Genomic DNA, 18,503 nt, shown 5'->3' with positions numbered 1-18,503 from the left:
CTATTTCACGCTAAAGTGATAGCTACCTTTGGTTTTATGACCGTCTACAGAGACGACATGCCAGTCTACCTGGTACGTCCCTGGCGTCAGCGTTTGGTCCAGCGGAACGGTGAGCTGCGCCTTGTTCTTTTCGTCGCGCGTGGCGGTTCCCGTTTTGATGACCTGCTTTTGCGCATCCGTCACCACCACACCGCTAAATTCCGGTTCGATGCCTTCTGAAAAATTCAGCGTCAGTGCCTGCGGAGCGCTCACCACGCTGTCCGCTGCCGGGATCGGCTGCTTAAGGTGCGCATGCGCCAGCACGGAGGGGGTCATCATTGTAGAGGCCAGAAAAACCAGTGCGCATACCGCGCGGGAAGCGGAGAAACACATAGCAATCATTCCTTTTTGTTATGTCTGTATGCTAAAGAATAACGCTGTATAATAAACGAGTCGAGGATCATCCTGCCTCCGCTTGTCATCGTCGTGCAATCGCGGTAACGTTGCCGCCGCATAAAAAGGAGAAGGTAATGAAGATCAATCTGGCCGCCCTTCCACAGGACGAGATGGATAAAGTGAATGTCGATCTCGCTGCCGCTGGCGTCGCGTTTAAAGAGCGTTACAACATGCCTGTCGTGGCTGAAGTCGTTGAACGGGAACAGCCCGCCCATCTGCGCGACTGGTTTCGCGAAAGACTCATCGCCCACCGTCTCGCCTCGGTCAACCTCTCCCGTTTACCGTACGAACCTAAAGTTAAATAAGCTTAACGAGCCGTTACACTTCCTTACGCTGAATCTGGCAGGATAAGAAAACCCTGATAAATTTAGGTGTATTCTTAAATCCCTGCGACTCAGTGTATAAGGAAGTCACGATGTCACATTGGAATATAGCGGCGGCCCAGTATAGCGGGCAGCATCAGAGTGTCGATGACCATATCACGCACCACCTGCGCTTCATCGCCGAAGCAGCACGGCAGGGGTGCGATCTGCTGGTGTTTCCTGAACTGTCATTAACAGGCTCGGGAACGACGACGTTACCTCTCCCACCCGGCGACGCCCAGCTTGAACCGCTGCTCGACGCGGCGCATCGTTACCGAATAACCGTAATTGCCGGGCTCCCCGTGGAGCGGGATGGTCAGCGCCAGAAAGGTCTCGCGCTCTTCACCCCCGCTCGTCAACGCATCCTTCGCTACCCGCAAGGTGGCGGAGCCAGCCTGGTGCCGGGAGAGAAACAGCTCAGCATTATTGATGCGCATGCCGATTCCCCCAATCTCGATCCCAGAGCGTCGCTGTTTACCAGCTGTCAGTCAGTGGAGGATAACCGCTGGCGGCAGTCCATCAGTACCCTGCAGCGCTTCGCGCATAAATATGCCATAGCGGTGTTGATGGCGAACGCCTGCGGCGGTAGCGCGCTGTGGGATGAAAAAGGCCAGCTGATCGTTCGCGCGGATAAGGGCGAGCTGCTGTTGACCGGCACGCTCGGCGGAGAGGGTTGGCAAGGCGATATCATTCCTTTAGGCTAGGCGTTTTAAGCTCAGGAGTGTTCAATGCTGCGCGTCATCGATACCGAAACTTGCGATCTTCAGGGCGGAATTGTGGAAGTGGCCTCTGTCGACGTGGTTGATGGTAAAATCGTCAACCCAATGAGCCATCTGGTGCGTCCTGACCGCCCCATCAGCCCTCAGGCGATGGCTATCCATCGCATTACCGAATCGATGGTGGCGGACAAGCCGTGGATCGAAGAGATCATTCCCCACTATTACGGTAGCCCCTGGTACGTCGCGCATAACGCCAGTTTTGACCGCCGGGTGCTCCCTGAAATGCCGGGGGAATGGATTTGTACCATGAAGCTGGCGCGTCGCCTCTGGCCGGGCATTAAATACAGCAACATGGCGCTGTACAAGTCCCGCAAGCTCAGCGTCCGCACGCCTGAGGGGCTTCATCATCACCGCGCCCTGTACGACTGCTATATCACCGCCGCGCTACTCATCGATATTATGAACACCTCGGGCTGGACGCCGGACGATATGGCAACGATTACCGGACGCCCCGCACTGCTGACCACGTTTACCTTTGGTAAATACCGGGGCAGAGCGGTGTCGGATATTGCGGATAAAGACCCGGGCTATTTGCGCTGGCTGTATAACAACCTTGACAAAATGAGCCCGGAACTGCGCCTGACGCTGAAGCACTATCTGGGCGAAGCTTAACGCTCTGCACGGCCTGGCAGCGTCTCCTGCGCCAGGCCAATCAGGAAGGCATACTCCAGCGCCACCCCTTCATACGATTTAAATCGTCCCGATTTCCCGCCGTGTCCGGAATCCATGTCGGTACACAGCAGCAGCAGGTTATCGTCGGTTTTCAGCTCCCGCAGTTTCGCCACCCATTTTGCCGGCTCCCAGTACTGCACCTGAGAGTCATGCAGACCGGTGGTGACCAGCATGTGGGGATAGGCTTTCGCCTCGACGTTATCGTAAGGGCTGTACGTTTTCATATAGCGGTAGTAAATCTCATCCTGCGGATTCCCCCACTCTTCAAACTCCCCGGTCGTCAGCGGAATGGATTCATCGAGCATGGTCGTCACCACATCGACAAACGGCACCTGCGCGACAATCCCCTTAAAGCGTTCGGGACGCTGGTTGATCACCGCCCCCATCAGCATGCCTCCCGCGCTGCCGCCCATGCCAAAGCAGAGTTTCGGATCGCCATAGCCCTGATCAATCAGCGCATCGCAGACGTCGAGGTAGTCATTGAAGGTGTTTTTCTTTTTCAGGAATTTCCCGTCCTCATACCAGTGCTGCCCCAGCTCACCGCCGCCGCGAATATGGGCGATGGCGAAAACAAAGCCGCGGTCGAGCAGGCTTAAACGGCTGCTGCTGAAATCAGCATCCATGCTGGAGCCGTAGGAGCCGTAGCCGTACACCAGGATCGGGTTTTTGCCTTTCTGGAAATGGGCTTTGTGATAGACGAGCGAGACGGGGACCTCGACGCCATCCCGGGCGGTGACCCACAGGTGCTCGCTGCGGTAGTTTTCGGACTCAAACCCTTTAACCTCGGTCTGCTTTATCACCTGACGCTGCCCGGTATCCATGTCCAGCTCAAACAGGGTGTCCGGTGTGGTCATGGATGAATAGCCGTAGCGCAGCCGCGATGATTCGGGTTCGGGATTGAACCCAATCCACGTCACATAGGCCGGGTCGTCGAACGCGATCCCCACCACTTCCCGCGTTTTACGGTTGATTTGCCGGATGCTGGTCAGCCCGCGCTGGCGCTCCTCCACCACCAGCCAGTCGGTGAACAGGGTAAACCCTTCCAGCATCACCTGATCCCGCGCGGGGATAAGCACCTCCCACTTGCGCTCATCGCGTACTTTGGTTTTATAGAGGCCAAAGTTTTTACCCTCGCGATTCGAGCGCAGATAAAAGCTGTGCTGGAAGTGATCCAGGCTGTATTCATGATCCTTTCGGCGCGGCAGGAAACAGAGCGGCTGGGCGTCGGGCAGTTCGGCATCCAGCAGCAGGACTTCCGACGTCGTGGCGCTGGCCAGGAAGATAATCACATAATGGCGCGAAGAGGTTTTATGCAGGCTGACATAGAACGTTTCGTCTTTCTCTTCATAGACCAGCTCGTCGTCTGCGGAGTCCGTTCCGATGGTATGCCGCCATACCTGATAGGGCAGCAGCGTAGAGGCGTGCTTTTTGACGTAGTACACCGTCTCGGAATCATTCGCCCAGACAAAATCCGGGGAGACGTTTTCCAGCATTTCCGGATACCAGTTGCCGGTGTCCAGATTGCGAAAACGCAGGCCGTACTGGCGACGGGAGAGATAATCCTCCGCCAGCGCCATCACCGCGTTATCCGGCGAAATGGACATGCCGCCCAGAGTATAAAACTCGCTGTGGGCCGCGCGCTGATTGGCATCCAGCAGAATATCCCACGCATCCCATTCGGCGCTCAGGACCGACTGACGCTGGTAGATGGGATACTCGTTGCCGGGCTCATAAATATGGCGATAGCGATAGCCATTTTTGGTCCAGGGCGCGGAGATATCGCGCTGAGGAATACGCTGCACCATTTCATTCAGCAGCTGGTCCTGAAGCGTCTGCTGGCTGGACATGACCTTGCGGCCATAGTCGTTTTCCTCGTGCAGGTAGTCGAGCACCTCTGGCCGGGAGCGCGAATCGTCCCGTAGCCAGTAATAGTTGTCTATACGCGTATCGCCATGCGTGGTGATCGCATAAGGTATACGTCGGGCTTTCGGTGGCATGTCATCATTCTTTTTCGTTTTACACCCTATAAGGTTGGCAAAACCCACGCATGATGCAAGCGAAACAGGGTCGCAACGGCGAGAACTATCCCTGTAACGCCTGTTTTTGTTCCCGAATATCCCGCTCAATGCCCTCACGCACGTCCTGCGGGATCTTCAGCGCGTCGCCAAGCGCATTCAGGTAGCTGCGCTCCATAAAGTGATCGATATCGATGGCGGCACAGCTGAGGAAATAGAGTTCAAGCGCCTCTTCCTCATTTTTCACGCTTTGCGCCAGACGCTGCGGATCCAGGGGCTGTTCGATGGCCTGCGCCACCAGCGCTCTGCCCTTCTCTTCGACGCCGGCTTCGCGCAGCTGCTGTTCGATCGCCAGCCGTTCCTTATCGTCGATATGTCCGTCACTTTTCGCGGCAAAAACCAGCGCAAGAATGAGCCTTTCGGTGCGCAGATCCAGCGGCGAGGTGTGCTCGCCGTAGTGCGGTTCATCGCTATGCGCGGTCCGGACCCTGTCCTTGTATTTATTCCACAGGACGGTGCCCGCAATGGCGCCCCCACCGGCGAGCAGCGCGCCTGTCCCGTACTTTGCCAGCAGCTTGCGCGAGGATTTATTCGCGACCAGCAGGCCTGCCAGCCCGCCGAGCGCCCCGGGCACCAGCAGTTTGCTGAGATCCCGCTCGCCGGAAGACGACGTTTTCTGCCCTAACAGTGATTGCAATTGATTTAGCCAGCCAGACATGATTTTCCTCACTTAACGGTGAACATGTTCCACAGCGTAAGCGAGCAGGCGTCAGGAAATGTCTGGGCGGGCTAAAGAAGCGCAAATTTCTTCTCCCCTCACCTGACCGTGCACAAGACAGACGCAAACGTTTTCGTTTATACTGCCCGCAACTTTTTCAGGGGGATTGTTATGATTCGTTTAGGAACCGCGCTGCGACCTGCGGCGACGCGAGTGATGCTGTTGGGATCGGGCGAGCTGGGAAAAGAGGTCGCCATTGAGTGCCAGCGTTTAGGCGTGGAAGTCATTGCCGTAGACCGCTACGCCGATGCACCCGCCATGCACGTCGCCCATCGTTCTTATGTGATTAACATGCTGGACGGCGATGCCCTTCGTGAGCTGATTTCACGCGAGAAGCCTGATTTCGTTGTACCGGAAATTGAAGCCATCGCCACCGATACGCTGATTGCGCTTGAGCAGGAAGGCCAGCGCGTGGTGCCCTGCGCGAAAGCCGCAAAGCTGACCATGAACCGCGAAGGCATTCGTCGTCTGGCGGCAGAAGAGCTCGGGTTGCCCACGTCGAGCTATCGTTTTGCTGGCGATAAGGCCGCATTCCTGCAGGCCGTAGAGGAGATTGGTTACCCGTGCATCGTTAAGCCGGTGATGAGCTCCTCCGGTAAAGGACAGAGCTTTATCCGCGGCAGCAGCACGGTGGACAAGGCGTGGGAGTACGCCCAGCAGGGTGGCCGCGCAGGCGCCGGTCGCGTGATCGTTGAAGGGGTGGTGAAGTTTGATTTCGAGATCACCCTGCTGACCGTCAGCGCCGTTGACGGCGTCCATTTCTGCGACCCGATTGGCCACCGCCAGGAAGATGGCGATTACCGCGAATCCTGGCAGCCGCAGCAGATGAGCGCCCTGGCGCTGGAGCGTGCGCAGGCGATCGCCCGTAAAACCGTCCTGGCGCTGGGCGGCTATGGCCTGTTTGGCGTGGAGCTGTTTGTGTGCGGCGATGAGGTGATCTTCAGCGAAGTCTCCCCTCGCCCGCATGACACCGGCATGGTCACGCTGATTTCGCAGGATCTCTCCGAGTTCGCCCTGCACGTGCGCGCCTTCCTCGGCCTGCCCGTCGGCGGTATCCGTCAGTACGGCCCGGCCGCCTCGGCGGTGATCCTGCCGCAGCTAACCAGCCAGAACGTTACGTTTGATAACGTCGACGCGGCGGTGGGTGCCGGGTTGCAGGTCCGTTTGTTCGGCAAGCCGGAGATCGACGGAACCCGTCGTCTTGGCGTGGCGTTAGCCACCGGAGATAACGTTGATGACGCCGTGGCGAGAGCGAAAGCGGCCGCAGCAAGCGTTAAGGTAACGGGATAAAAAAACGGGCCGAAAGGCCCGTTTTTCATGCGGCGAATGACTTACTGCTTCGCGCCTTCTACCGCTTCGCGAGCCAGTTTGGTGATGCGATCCCAGTCGCCCGCTTCCAGCGCATCCGCCGGAACCAGCCATGAGCCACCGATGCACAGCACGCTTTTCAGCGCCAGGTAGTCACGGTAGTTGGCAGGAGAGATACCGCCCGTCGGGCAGAAGCGTACCTGAGAGAATGGACCGGCAATGGCCTGCAGCGCTTTGGTGCCGCCGTTCGCTTCCGCCGGGAAGAATTTAAACTCTTTCAGACCGTAGTCCATGCCCAGCATCAGTTCAGAAACGGTGCTGATGCCCGGGATCAGCGGAATGGTACCTTCGGTGGCGGCTTTCAGCAGCGACTCGGTCAGGCCCGGGCTGATGGCAAACTGTGCGCCCGCTTCGGTCACTTCAGCCAGCTGTTTTGCGTTCGTTACGGTACCCGCACCGATAATGGCATCCGGCACTTCTTTGGCAATCGCGCGAATGGCATCCATCGCGCAGGCGGTACGCAGGGTCACTTCCAGAACGCGAACGCCGCCCGCAACCAGCGCTTTCGCCATCGGTACAGCGTGCTCCAGCTTGTTTACCACGATAACCGGCACGACAGGGCCAGTGGTCAGGATTGCTTCTGCACTTGTTTTCCAGTTTTTCATCAGAGTCTTCTCTCGCCAGATCGTTAAAATCAAGTCGTCTTAAAACGTAATACAGGTTGCGCCCTGCTCAGCACCGGAGAGGTTCTCACGCAGTGCGCCAAACATTTCGCGTCCTGTTCCCACGCGCGACGCGCTCAGGTCAGGAATATGGGGCTGACGTGCCGCCAGCTCGGCGTCATCCACCAGCAGGGTTAACTCGCCTGTCTGACCGTTAACGCGGATCATGTCACCGTCACGCACTTTCGCCAGCAGGCCGCCGTCGTACGCTTCCGGCGTCACGTGGATAGCTGATGGCACTTTACCTGAGGCGCCAGAGAGGCGTCCATCGGTCACCAGTGCAATTTTGAAACGGCGGTCCAATAATACACCAAGTGGTGGCATAAGTTTATGTAATTCTGGCATCCCGTTGGCTTTAGGCCCCTGATGACGCACCACTACCACGCAGTCTTTGTCGAGCAGACCGGCGTCAAAGGCAGGTAATACGTCGTGCTGGCTTTCAAATACCACCGCTGGCGCTTCGATAATCTGATTCTCTTCCGGTACGGCAGAGGTCTTCATTACCGCGCGACCGAGGTTACCGCTCAGCACCTTTGTGCCACCGTGAGGAGAGAAAGGTTTGTCGATGGTGGCGATAACCTGCGCATCAAGAGATGCGGTCGCCCCTTCGCGCCAGTCCAGCTCGCCGTTGTTCAGCCATGGCTCCTGGGTGTAGCGCTGCAGGCCAAAGCCCGCTACGGTGTTAACATCTTCATGCAGCAGACCGCCCTTCAGCAGCTCGCGCATGAGCAGCGGTACGCCGCCTGCGGCCTGGAAGTGGTTGATGTCCGCCGGACCGTTCGGATACAGGCGCGCCATCAACGGCACCACGGAAGAGATCTCGGAGAAGTCATCCCAGTTAATCAGAATGCCCGCCGCACGCGCCATGGCCACCAGGTGCATGGTGTGGTTGGTCGAACCGCCGGTGGCCAGCAGCGCGACAATCCCGTTGACGATAACTTTTTCGTCGACCATTTTGCCCATCGGCATCCATTCGTTGCCGTTTCCGGTCAGACGCGTGACCTGACGGGCCGCAGCCTCGGTCAGCGCCTTGCGCAGCGGTGCATCCGGCTGGATAAAGGACGAGCCCGGAAGCTGCATCCCCATAAACTCCACCACCATCTGGTTCGTGTTCGCGGTACCGTAGAACGTACAGGTGCCCGGCGCGTGGTAGGATGCAGCTTCCGCTTCCAGCAGCGCCTGACGATCTGCTTTTCCTTCCGCGTACAGCTGGCGAATGCGCACTTTTTCTTTGTTCGGCAGGCCGCTTGCCATTGGGCCCGACGGCACGAAGATCGCAGGCAGATGACCAAACGACAGCGCGGCCATCACCAGGCCCGGAACAATCTTGTCGCATACGCCGAGATAGAGCGCGCCATCAAACATGTTGTGTGACAGGCCCACCGCCGCGGACATGGCAATGACTTCACGGCTCAGCAGGGAGAGCTCCATACCGTCCTGACCCTGCGTCACGCCGTCGCACATGGCGGGTACCCCACCCGCCACCTGGCCGACCGCATTCACGCTGTGCAGCGCTTTACGGATGATGTCCGGGTAAACCTCATAGGGCTGATGCGCGGAGAGCATATCGTTATAGGCGGTAATGATGGCGATATTGTTACGCAACATGCTTTTCAGCGACGCTTTATCGTCAGGCTGGCAGGCGGCGAAGCCGTGCGCCAGGTTACCGCAGGCCAGCTGGGAACGGTGAACGGTGTTGCTCTTCGCCTGTTCAATCCGGGCGAGGTAGGCCGAACGGGTCTCTTTCGAGCGCTCAATAATGCGCTGTGTTACGCGTAACAATGTCGGATTCATAAAAGCTCCTCTCATTTATCTGTCCGGGCTCGGGAGTTTACAAAGTCGCTGGCAGTTGTTAACAACGCTGAAGCGCTTGCTGTCCGGAGCTCAGGGGCAAAATCACTTCCGGCAGTGTAATAAAAAAAGCTCCGCGGGTGAATCCACGCGGAGCTTAAAAGTTGAAAATTGTGCCACGAGCTGTGTTAGATCATGTTACCGGTAAAATAACACTTTCGGGCTAGCGGATTATCTTACTCAAACTCGTTCCAGGAGCGGCCATCACGGGTGATCATTGCCACCGACGCGACAGGTCCCCATGTGCCCGCCTGATACGGTTTTGGCGCATCCTGATCGGCAGCCCAGGCTTCGGTGATGGAGTCGACCCATTTCCACGCCTCTTCCACCTCATCGCGACGCACGAACAGCGCCTGGATACCGCGCATGGTTTCCAGCAGCAGACGTTCGTAAGCATCGGCCAGGTGCGTCTGGTTGAAGGTTTCGGAGTAGCTCAGATCGAGCTTGGTGGTCTGCAGGTTGTGTTTGTGATCCAGGCCCGGCACTTTGTTCAGGATCTGGATGTCCACGCCCTCGTCCGGCTGCAGACGAATGGTCAGTTTGTTCTGCGGCAGCTCCTGCCAGGACTCTTTGAACAGGTTCAGTTCCGGGTTCTTAAAGTAGACAACCACTTCGGAACATTTCGCAGGCAGACGCTTACCGGTGCGCAGGTAGAACGGAACACCCGCCCAGCGCCAGTCGTCGATGTCCACGCGGATGGCCACGAACGTCTCGGTGTTGCTGGACTTGTTCGCGCCCTCTTCTTCCAGGTAGCCAGGCACCTTTTTGCCTTGCGCAAACCCGGCGGTGTACTGGCCGCGAACGGTCTTCTCGCGCACGTTGGAGCGGTCGATGCGGCGCAGCGACTTCAGCACTTTCACTTTGGCGTCACGGATGCTGTCCGCCGTCAGGTCAGACGGTGGAGACATGGCAATCATGCACAGAATCTGCAGCAGGTGGTTCTGAATCATGTCGCGCATCTGACCGGCCTGGTCAAAGTAACCCCAGCGACCTTCAATCCCCACCTCTTCCGCCACGGTGATTTCCACGTGGTCGATGGTGCGGTTGTCCCAGTTGTTCACAAACAGGGAGTTAGCAAAACGCAGCGCCAGCAGGTTCAGCACCGTCTCTTTACCGAGATAATGGTCAATACGGTAGACCTGGCACTCTTCAAAGAACTCGCCCACCTGGTCGTTGATTTCACGCGAGGTTGCCAGGGACGTACCCAACGGCTTCTCCATCACGACGCGCGCCGGTTTAGCGTTCAGTTTGGCTTCGCCCAGGCCTTTGCAGATGGCGCCGAAGGTGCTTGGCGGCATGGCGAAATAGTTAATGGTGACACGGTTTTTCTGATCCAGCATCGCGCCCAAGCGAGCGAACGCGCTGACGTCATTCACGTCAAGGTTGCAGAAATCGAGACGACCGCTCAGGGTATCCCACAAACTTTCATCAATTTTTTCCTTCATGAAAGTTTCGAGCGCCTCGCGGACGACTTTGGTATAAGCGTCCTTGTCCCAGTCGGCGCGCCCAACACCCAGGATACGGGTATCCGGATGAATTTGGCCCGCTTTCTCCAGTTGATACAGGGAAGGCAGCAATTTTCGGCGTGCAAGATCGCCTTTCGCGCCGAAAATGACCAGGTCACATGCCTGGGCTGTTTGCGTTACCGCCATGTCATTCTCCTCAGTTGGATCACCTGGTACTTCTGCCAGGTATCGTTGTAATTTTATTACAATGCACTGTACTGCTTTTACGTCATTCCCGAAACCATTAGCGCTTATCGTCGCGTGCGATACCGCGATTTTTCACCCATCGGATGATTTCGACGGCTTAATGACGCAACAACCGTCGTTTCTTTGCGCAACAGGGTCATAGCAAAACCCGACATCGATCAAGTAATGAAAAAAAACAACAACATTATCTCGTCGATTGTTACCCTTAATGGAAGCCACAGGGGTAATATCGGCTAAATCGAATCACGATTTCATCAATTAATGAAATCGTTTACACCCATGAGCGTCCTGTTAACATGAACATGCTGGAAAAAATCCAGTTTCAACTGGAACACCTTAGCAAATCCGAGCGAAAAGTGGCCGAGGTCATTCTCGCCTCTCCCGCTCAGGCGATTCATTCAAGCATCGCCGCTCTGGCACAGGAAGCGGGTGTTAGCGAACCCACGGTCAATCGCTTCTGCCGCAGCCTGGAAACGCGCGGCTTTCCTGATTTTAAACTGCATCTGGCACAAAGTCTGGCTAACGGCACCCCTTATGTTAATCGTAATGTGGATGAAGACGACAGCGTTGATGCCTATACCGCGAAAATTTTTGAGTCGGCCATGGCTTCGCTTGACCACGTCCGTCAGTCTCTGGACATGAGTTCCGTGAATCGCGCAGTGGATTTACTCACCCAGGCCAAGCGAATTGCCTTCTTTGGGCTCGGGTCGTCGGCGGCCGTCGCGCATGACGCCATGAACAAATTTTTCCGCTTTAACGTCCCGGTGATTTATTCCGATGACATTGTCCTGCAACGCATGAGCTGTATGAATTGCAGTGAAGATGACGTCGTGGTACTGATTTCGCATACTGGCCGCACTAAGAGTCAGGTAGAACTGGCGCAGCTGGCCCGTGAAAACGATGCCATGGTGATTGCGCTGACCACGGCGGGCACACCGCTGGCCCGTGAGGCGACGCTGGCGATCACTCTCGACGTGCCGGAAGACACCGACATTTATATGCCAATGGTCTCCCGACTGGCCCAGCTCACCGTGATTGACGTGCTGGCGACCGGTTTTACCTTACGCCGGGGGGCAAAATTCCGGGATAACTTGAAGCGGGTCAAGGAAGCGCTGAAGGAATCGCGTTTTGATAAAGAATTGCTTATAAAGAGCGATGTTCGATAGTTGATAACGAAGACGTCACGAATAATGACGAAGTACCGATTTACGGCATTCGGTCCCCTCTCCACTGCCTTGCAGCAGATGAAGGCCGATTCAATGTTCACGCAACACCAAAGTTGTTTCAGTCAACGGAGTATTACATGTCCAGAAGGCTTCGCAGAACCAAGATCGTAACCACCTTAGGCCCGGCCACCGATCGCGATAATAATCTCGAGAAAATTATCGCCGCTGGCGCCAACGTGGTGCGTATGAACTTCTCTCACGGTACGCCAGAAGACCATAAATTACGTGCCGATAAAGTGCGTGAAATCGCAGCTAAACTGGGCCGTCACGTTGCGATCCTCGGCGATTTGCAGGGTCCTAAAATCCGCGTTTCGACCTTTAAAGAGGGTAAAGTTTTCCTCAATATCGGCGACAAATTCCTGCTGGATGCCAACCTGGGCAAAGGCGAAGGCGATAAAGAGAAAGTCGGTATCGACTATAAAGGCCTCCCGGCTGACGTCGTACCTGGCGATATCCTGCTGCTTGACGACGGTCGCGTGCAGCTGAAAGTGCTGGAAGTTCAGGGCATGAAAGTGTTCACCGAAGTCACCGTCGGCGGCCCACTCTCCAACAATAAAGGCATCAACAAGCTGGGCGGCGGCCTCTCTGCAGAAGCGCTTACTGATAAAGATAAAGCGGATATTGTGACTGCTGCGCTGATCGGTGTTGACTACCTGGCTGTCTCCTTCCCGCGCTGCGGCGAAGATCTGAACTATGCGCGTCGTCTGGCGCGTGATGCAGGCTGCGATGCCAAAATCGTCGCCAAAGTTGAGCGTGCGGAAGCCGTTTGCGATCAGGATGCTATGGACGACGTGATCCTTGCCTCTGACGTGGTGATGGTTGCGCGTGGCGACCTGGGTGTGGAAATCGGCGACCCTGAGCTGGTGGGGATTCAGAAAGCCCTGATTCGTCGCGCACGTCAGCTGAACCGCGCGGTGATTACCGCCACTCAGATGATGGAATCGATGATCACCAACCCGATGCCAACCCGTGCAGAAGTGATGGACGTGGCCAACGCCGTGCTGGACGGTACCGATGCGGTAATGCTCTCTGCGGAAACCGCTGCGGGCCAGTATCCGGCAGAAACCGTGGCCGCCATGGCACGTGTTTGCCTGGGTGCTGAAAAGATCCCAAGCATCAACGTCTCTAAACACCGTCTGGACGTGCAGTTCGACAACGTTGAAGAAGCGATTGCGATGTCTGCAATGTATGCGGCAAACCATCTGAAGGGCGTTACCGCGATCATCACTATGACCGAATCTGGCCGCACCGCGCTAATGACCTCTCGTATCAGCTCGGGTCTGCCGATCTTCGCCATGTCCCGTCACGAACGTACGCTGAACCTGACGGCGCTGTACCGCGGCGTGACGCCGGTACACTTCGACAGCACCAATGACGGCGTGGCCGCGGCGCACGATGCCGTAAACCTGCTGCGCGACAAAGGCTATCTGGTCTCTGGTGATATCGTCATTGTGACCCAGGGCGATGTGATGAGCACCATCGGCTCAACCAACACCACGCGCGTTATGACCGTCGAGTAATAACGTCTCTGTTAAAAAGCCCTCTCCAGATGGAGAGGGCTTTTTTTATTTCGTTGGATAAAGCTCTTTGCGTTTATACGGCTCTTTTTCACCCGGCTTACGCGTTTTAAGCAGCTTCAGGATCCACGTGTATTGCTCGGCATGCGGCCCTACCAGGATCTCCACCTCTTCGTTCATCCGACGGGCAATGGTGTGGTCGTCAGCGGTCAGCAGATCGTCCATCGGCGGACGAACCTCAATGCTCAGGCGATGCGTTTTGCCGTCATAGACCGGGAATAGCGGAATCACGCGGGCACGACACACTTTCATCAGGCGGCCAATCGCAGGGAGCGTCGCTTTATAGGTCGCAAAGAAATCGACAAACTCGCTGTGCTCGGGACCGTGGTCCTGATCCGGCAGATAGTAGCCCCAGTACCCCTGGCGTACCGACTGAATGAACGGCTTAATGCCATCGTTGCGCGCATGCAGGCGTCCGCCAAAACGACGACGCACCGTATTCCAGACAAAATCGAAGATTTTATTGCCCTGGTTATGGAACATTGCCGCCATCTTCTGGCCCTGAGAGGCCATCAGCATCGCCGGAATATCAACGCCCCAGCCGTGTGGGACAAGGAAAATGACTTTCTCGTCATTGCGGCGCATCTCCTGAATGATATCCAGCCCTTTCCAGTCAACGCGATCGACAATTTTCTCCGGCCCTTTCAGCGCCAGCTCCGCCATCATCGCCATGGCCTGCGGTGCGGTGGTATACATCTCATCAATGATTGCCTCGCGCTCGGCGTCGCTCTTTTCAGGAAAACAGTAATAGAGATTGATCTGCGCGCGACGGCGGGCACTCTTGCCTAAGCGCCCGGCAAGACGGCCAATTTTACCCAGAACAGGATCGCGGACGGAAGCCGGCAGCAACGCTATCCCCGCAAAGGCGTAGACACCGAGCCAGGCGCCCCAGTTGCGCGGATGGCGGAAGGATTTTTCAAACTCAGGAATGTATTCAATATTGTTTTTTTGGGTTTCCATGCTGGATCCAGGGTCTGATGACGCAAAATTAATTCAGATAGTGTAGCGAGGCAGTCGTCCGCGCACAAAAGAAAAAGCCGGCGTCAGGGTGCGCCGGCTTTTTTAACAAAAACAGAGGGCTTAGTCTAAGCTCAGCTGCGGCAACACCTCTTTCACCTGCGCCAGGTAATCCGTACGATCTTTACCCGTCAGGCCTTCGGTGCGCGGCAGTTTCGCCGTCAGCGGGTTCACGGCTTGCTGGTTGATCCACACTTCGTAGTGCAGGTGCGGGCCGGTAGAGCGACCGGTATTACCGGAGATCGCAATGCGGTCACCACGCTTCACCTTCTGTCCTGGTTTAACCAGCAGCTTACGCAGGTGCATATAGCGGGTCGTATACGTGCGACCATGACGTACCGCAACATAATATCCGGCTGCGCCGCTACGTTTGGCCACCACCACTTCGCCATCCCCAACCGCGAGTACCGGTGTACCCTGTGGCATAGCAAAGTCAACGCCACGGTGCGGTGCGACGCGTCCGGTGACAGGGTTCAGACGACGCGGGTTAAAGTTGGAGGAGACGCGGAACTGTTTCGCCGTCGGGAAGCGCAGGAAGCCTTTCGCAAGGCCCGTACCGGTGCGGTCGTAGAACTTGCCGTCTTCGGCACGGATCGCGTAGTAATCTTTGCCTTCGGAGCGCAGACGCACGCCCAGCAGCTGGCTTTGCTCGCGCTTGCCGTCCAGCATTTCGCGGGACATCAGGACGGAAAACTCATCGCCTTTTTTCAGCTTGCGGAAATCCATCTGCCACTGCATGGCTTTGATCACCGAACTGATTTCAGCGCTGGTCAACCCTGCGTCGCGCGCACTGGAGACAAAGCTTGCGCCCACGGTGCCTTTGAGAACGCTGTTGACCCAGTCGCCCTTCTGCATTTCGCTGGTCATTTTGAAACCGGTTGCCGTGCGATCGTAGGTGCGGGTTTCACGGCGGGACATTTCCCAGGTCAGACGCTGGAGATCGCCATCGGCCGTTAACGTCCAGGAGAGCTGTTGCCCAATTTTCAGGTTGCGAAGATCTTTATCTGCCGCCGCCAGCTGGCTGATATTGCCCATGTCGATGCCGTACTGGTTCAGCACGCTGCTCAGCGTGTCCCCGGTAGAAACTACATATTCGTGGATACCCGCTTCATTCTCGGTTTTATCGTCCAGTTCATCCTGTGGAATGGCTTCATCTTCCTGAGCCGACTGGTCGATAGGCTCACTGGCTTCAGGCAGCAAAGAGCGGATTTCGCTCTTTTCAAGCTCGATGGTTTTGATGATAGGGGCAGAACTCGGGTGGTAAACATAGGGCCGCCAGACGGCGACCGCTAAGGTGAGTACTGTAAGCGACCCCAGCATGACGCGGTGGGGTCGAGGCAGATTGTTAAATGCCAGGGCGACAGAGCGGGCTATCTGTTGCACGTATTCACTTCCTCGTTAATCTCCTTTCAGGCAGCTCGCATACTGGTTCGCCAGTTGGCTGAGGAACTGCGAATAGCTCGCTTTGCTCAACTGGATATTCGTTCCTAGCGGGTCAAGGGTCCCCATGCGCACGGATGTCCCCCTGGCCACGGCTTCTACGACCGCTGGCCTGAACTGTGGCTCAGCAAAAACGCATGTCGCTTTTTGCTCAACCAGCTGTGTTCTGATTTCATGTAAACGCTGCGCACCAGGTTGAATTTCAGGGTTGACGGTAAAGTGACCCAACGGGGTCAAACCGTAGTGTTTTTCGTAATAGCCGTAGGCGTCATGAAAAACGAAATACCCTTTTCCTTTCAACGGTGCGAGCTCATTACCTACCTGCTTATCGGTTGCGGCTAATTGTGCCTCAAAATCTTTCAGGTTGGCGTCTAGTTTGGCTCGACTTTGCGGCATAAGTTCCACTAATTTGTCATGGATTGCAACCGCTGAAAGCCGCGCTATCTCTGGGGATAACCAAAGATGCATGTTGTACTCGCCGTGATGGTGATCTCCATCACCTTTTTCACCGTCGGCAGCATGATGGTCATGTTCATCGCCGTCGTCATCCGTGCCTTTCATGAGTAACGGTTTCACGCCTGGGAGGGCGGCAATCGCGACCTGTTTTTCGCCCGCCACCTGTTTTGCTGACTTCTGCATAAACGCTTCCATTTCCGGACCAATCCAGACAACTAAGTCCGCGTTTTGTAAGCGTTTTACGTCTGAAGGGCGCAGGGAGTAGTCATGCTCGGATGCACCATCCGGGAGCAGAACCTGAGTTTCTGTTACCCCGTCAGCAATGGCTGACGCGATAAACCCGAGTGGTTTAAGCGAAGCGACAACCGCAGCGTTAACATCTTGTGCGGTTGTGCCCCAAAGGGCAGCGGATAATGCTGCGAAAAGAAGCGTATTTTTATGTAACATAATGCGACTAATCATCGTAGTGAATGCGTGGAATGTGATATTATAACATTCGTTGACTTCTTCAAGCTTAAAATGACATGACGACATTGGTTTCTCTTGAAAATATTTCGGTCTCATTTGGCCAGCGCCGCGTCCTCTCTGACGTGTCGCTCGATCTGAAGCCCGGCAAAATTCTGACGCTGCTCGGCCCCAATGGCGCAGGCAAATCCACCCTGGTTCGCGTGGTGCTGGGTCTGGTCGCACCCGATGAAGGCGTGATCAAGCGTGAGGAAAAATTGCGTATCGGCTATGTGCCGCAAAAGCTTCACCTTGACGCCACGCTGCCGCTGACGGTGAGCCGTTTCCTGCGCCTGCGTCCCGGTACGCGTAAAGCCGATATTCTCCCGGCGCTGAAGCGCGTGCAGGCAGGCCATCTTGTCGATGCGCCGCTGCAAAAACTGTCCGGCGGTGAAACACAGCGCGTATTACTTGCCCGTGCGTTGCTCAGCAGCCCGCAGCTGCTGGTGCTGGATGAGCCGACTCAGGGGGTCGACGTCAACGGCCAGGTAGCGCTGTACGATCTTATTGACCAGCTGCGTCAGGAACTGAACTGCGCGGTACTGATGGTATCCCACGACCTGCATCTGGTGATGGCAAAGACTGACGAAGTGCTGTGTCTTAACCACCACATCTGCTGCTCCGGCACGCCAGAAGTGGTCTCCATGCACCCGGAATTTATCTCCATGTTCGGCCCTCGCGGCGCTGAACAGCTCGGCATCTATCGCCATCATCATAATCACCGCCATGATTTGCAGGGACGAATCGTTCTGCGTCGGGGAAATGGACACTCATGATTGAACTGTTACTGCCCGGCTGGCTGGCCGGGATTATGCTTGCCTGCGCCGCGGGTCCACTCGGCTCGTTTGTGGTGTGGCGCAGAATGTCTTACTTCGGCGATACCCTGGCGCACGCGTCCCTGCTGGGCGTGGCTTTTGGCCTGCTGCTGAACGTCAACCCGTTCTACGCGGTGATTGTGGTCACGCTGCTGCTGGCGGCCGGTCTGGTCTGGCTGGAAAAACGCCCTCACCTCGCCATTGATACGCTGCTTGGCATCATGGCGCACAGCGCCCTGTCGCTGGGTCTGGTGGTGGTCAGCCTGATGTCCAATATCCGCGTGGATCTGATGGCTTACCTGTTCGGTGACCTGCTGGCCGTCACGCCAGACGATCTCATCGCTATCGCGATTGGCGTTGTGGTGGTCCTCGGCATTCTGCTCTGGCAATGGCGTAACCTGCTGGCCATGACCGTCAGCCCGGACCTGGCGTTTGTCGACGGCGTGAAGCTGCAGCGCGTTAAGCTGCTGCTGATGCTGGTAACGGCGTTAACCATTGGCGTGGCGATGAAGTTTGTCGGCGCGCTGATTATTACGTCGCTGCTGATCATCCCTGCGGCTACGGCGCGTCGTTTTGCCCGTACGCCGGAGCAGATGGCCGGTGTCGCCGTAATTATCGGGATGATTGCGGTAACGGGTGGGCTAACCTTCTCGGCGTTCTATGACACGCCTGCCGGGCCGTCCGTGGTGCTGAGTGCGGCGGTGCTGTTTATCTTCAGTATGATGAAGAAGACCGCGCAGTAGTGGACATGTCCCCGGTGGCGCTTCGGTATGAACCGGAAACATGGGTAACACTTTAGACCGGATACATGGGTAACAGTTATAACTGGCATAG

General features: G+C 56.4%; 17 protein-coding genes. 8 read left to right on the top strand and 9 right to left on the bottom strand.

Annotated features, from left to right (window positions below; all coding sequences use genetic code 11):
• Entirely contained in the window at positions 1–372 is a 372-nt protein-coding gene (yobA, locus tag AA74_RS0100085) for a CopC domain-containing protein YobA (protein ID WP_025910073.1), read from the bottom strand.
• Positions 373–509: 137 nt separating this feature from the next.
• On the opposite strand from yobA, the gene AA74_RS0100080 reads away from it, so the two are divergent.
• The 3 genes from AA74_RS0100080 to exoX all read left to right on the top strand — a co-directional run bounded on the left by AA74_RS0100080 (position 510) and on the right by exoX (position 2,188).
• Positions 510–740: a DNA polymerase III subunit theta gene (locus tag AA74_RS0100080; protein ID WP_008500465.1), complete on the top strand. Its 231-nt coding sequence runs from the start codon at positions 510–512 to the stop codon at positions 738–740.
• Between the two features lie 110 nt (positions 741–850).
• On the top strand, positions 851–1,501 hold the full coding sequence (locus tag AA74_RS0100075; RefSeq protein ID WP_008500464.1) for a carbon-nitrogen hydrolase family protein: 651 nt from the start codon (positions 851–853) through the stop codon (positions 1,499–1,501).
• A gap of 24 nt (positions 1,502–1,525) precedes the next feature.
• Positions 1,526–2,188 (top strand): exodeoxyribonuclease X, encoded by a 663-nt coding sequence (exoX, locus tag AA74_RS0100070; RefSeq protein ID WP_008500463.1) that lies wholly within the window; start codon positions 1,526–1,528, stop codon positions 2,186–2,188.
• On the opposite strand, the gene ptrB is transcribed toward exoX, so the two are convergent.
• Complete coding sequence (gene ptrB, locus AA74_RS0100065) at positions 2,185–4,245, bottom strand: oligopeptidase B (RefSeq protein ID WP_023293953.1); 2,061 nt, start codon at positions 4,243–4,245, stop codon at positions 2,185–2,187. The genes exoX and ptrB overlap by 4 nt on opposite strands.
• 85 nt (positions 4,246–4,330) lie before the next feature.
• Positions 4,331–4,981, bottom strand: coding sequence for a tellurite resistance TerB family protein (locus AA74_RS0100060; RefSeq protein WP_021240435.1), 651 nt, complete (start codon positions 4,979–4,981; stop codon positions 4,331–4,333).
• Between the two features lie 171 nt (positions 4,982–5,152).
• On the opposite strand from AA74_RS0100060, the gene purT reads away from it, so the two are divergent.
• Positions 5,153–6,331, top strand: coding sequence for a formate-dependent phosphoribosylglycinamide formyltransferase (gene purT, locus AA74_RS0100055; RefSeq protein ID WP_025910065.1), 1,179 nt, complete (start codon positions 5,153–5,155; stop codon positions 6,329–6,331).
• 41 nt (positions 6,332–6,372) lie between these two features.
• On the opposite strand, the gene kdgA is transcribed toward purT, so the two are convergent.
• The 3 genes from kdgA to zwf form a co-directional block, all read right to left on the bottom strand.
• Entirely contained in the window at positions 6,373–7,014 is a 642-nt protein-coding gene (gene kdgA, locus AA74_RS0100050) for a bifunctional 4-hydroxy-2-oxoglutarate aldolase/2-dehydro-3-deoxy-phosphogluconate aldolase (RefSeq protein WP_008500459.1), read from the bottom strand.
• A gap of 39 nt (positions 7,015–7,053) precedes the next feature.
• Positions 7,054–8,865: a phosphogluconate dehydratase gene (gene edd, locus AA74_RS0100045; protein WP_023325516.1), complete on the bottom strand. Its 1,812-nt coding sequence runs from the start codon at positions 8,863–8,865 to the stop codon at positions 7,054–7,056.
• Positions 8,866–9,098: 233 nt separating this feature from the next.
• Positions 9,099–10,574, bottom strand: a complete 1,476-nt coding sequence (gene zwf / locus AA74_RS0100040; protein WP_008500457.1) for a glucose-6-phosphate dehydrogenase — start codon at positions 10,572–10,574, stop codon at positions 9,099–9,101.
• Positions 10,575–10,930: 356 nt separating this feature from the next.
• Here zwf and AA74_RS0100035 point away from each other — a divergent pair, with 356 nt between their 5' ends.
• Positions 10,931–11,800, top strand: coding sequence for a MurR/RpiR family transcriptional regulator (locus tag AA74_RS0100035; RefSeq protein ID WP_008500456.1), 870 nt, complete (start codon positions 10,931–10,933; stop codon positions 11,798–11,800).
• Positions 11,801–11,937: 137 nt separating this feature from the next.
• Positions 11,938–13,380: a pyruvate kinase gene (gene pyk / locus AA74_RS0100030; RefSeq protein WP_008500455.1), complete on the top strand. Its 1,443-nt coding sequence runs from the start codon at positions 11,938–11,940 to the stop codon at positions 13,378–13,380.
• Between the two features lie 45 nt (positions 13,381–13,425).
• Here pyk and lpxM read toward each other — a convergent pair whose 3' ends face one another.
• The 3 genes from lpxM to znuA all read right to left on the bottom strand — a co-directional run bounded on the left by lpxM (position 13,426) and on the right by znuA (position 16,797).
• Positions 13,426–14,397 carry a lauroyl-Kdo(2)-lipid IV(A) myristoyltransferase gene (lpxM, locus tag AA74_RS0100025; RefSeq protein ID WP_025910055.1) on the bottom strand — a complete coding sequence of 324 codons (972 nt, stop codon included), beginning with the start codon at positions 14,395–14,397 and terminating at the stop codon, positions 13,426–13,428.
• Positions 14,398–14,517: 120 nt separating this feature from the next.
• Positions 14,518–15,837, bottom strand: coding sequence for a murein DD-endopeptidase MepM (mepM, locus tag AA74_RS0100020; protein WP_008500453.1), 1,320 nt, complete (start codon positions 15,835–15,837; stop codon positions 14,518–14,520).
• Between the two features lie 15 nt (positions 15,838–15,852).
• Positions 15,853–16,797, bottom strand: coding sequence for a zinc ABC transporter substrate-binding protein ZnuA (gene znuA / locus AA74_RS0100015; RefSeq protein WP_025910050.1), 945 nt, complete (start codon positions 16,795–16,797; stop codon positions 15,853–15,855).
• Between the two features lie 77 nt (positions 16,798–16,874).
• On the opposite strand from znuA, the gene znuC reads away from it, so the two are divergent.
• On the top strand, positions 16,875–17,630 hold the full coding sequence (gene znuC, locus AA74_RS0100010) for a zinc ABC transporter ATP-binding protein ZnuC (protein WP_008500451.1): 756 nt from the start codon (positions 16,875–16,877) through the stop codon (positions 17,628–17,630).
• The gene (gene znuB / locus AA74_RS0100005; protein ID WP_021240439.1) at positions 17,627–18,412 is read left to right on the top strand and encodes a zinc ABC transporter permease subunit ZnuB; all 786 of its coding nucleotides are present in this window, start codon (positions 17,627–17,629) and stop codon (positions 18,410–18,412) included. Before znuC ends, znuB begins: the two co-directional genes overlap by 4 nt.
• Positions 18,413–18,503 lie beyond the last annotated feature (91 nt).

It is taken from the genome of Enterobacter sp. 5-4, assembly GCF_000612205.1.
Classification (GTDB): Bacteria; Pseudomonadota; Gammaproteobacteria; order Enterobacterales; family Enterobacteriaceae; genus Enterobacter; species Enterobacter roggenkampii.
The sequence above is the reverse complement of the archived record's forward strand: the minus strand, read 5'-3'. Positions and strand labels throughout refer to the sequence as shown.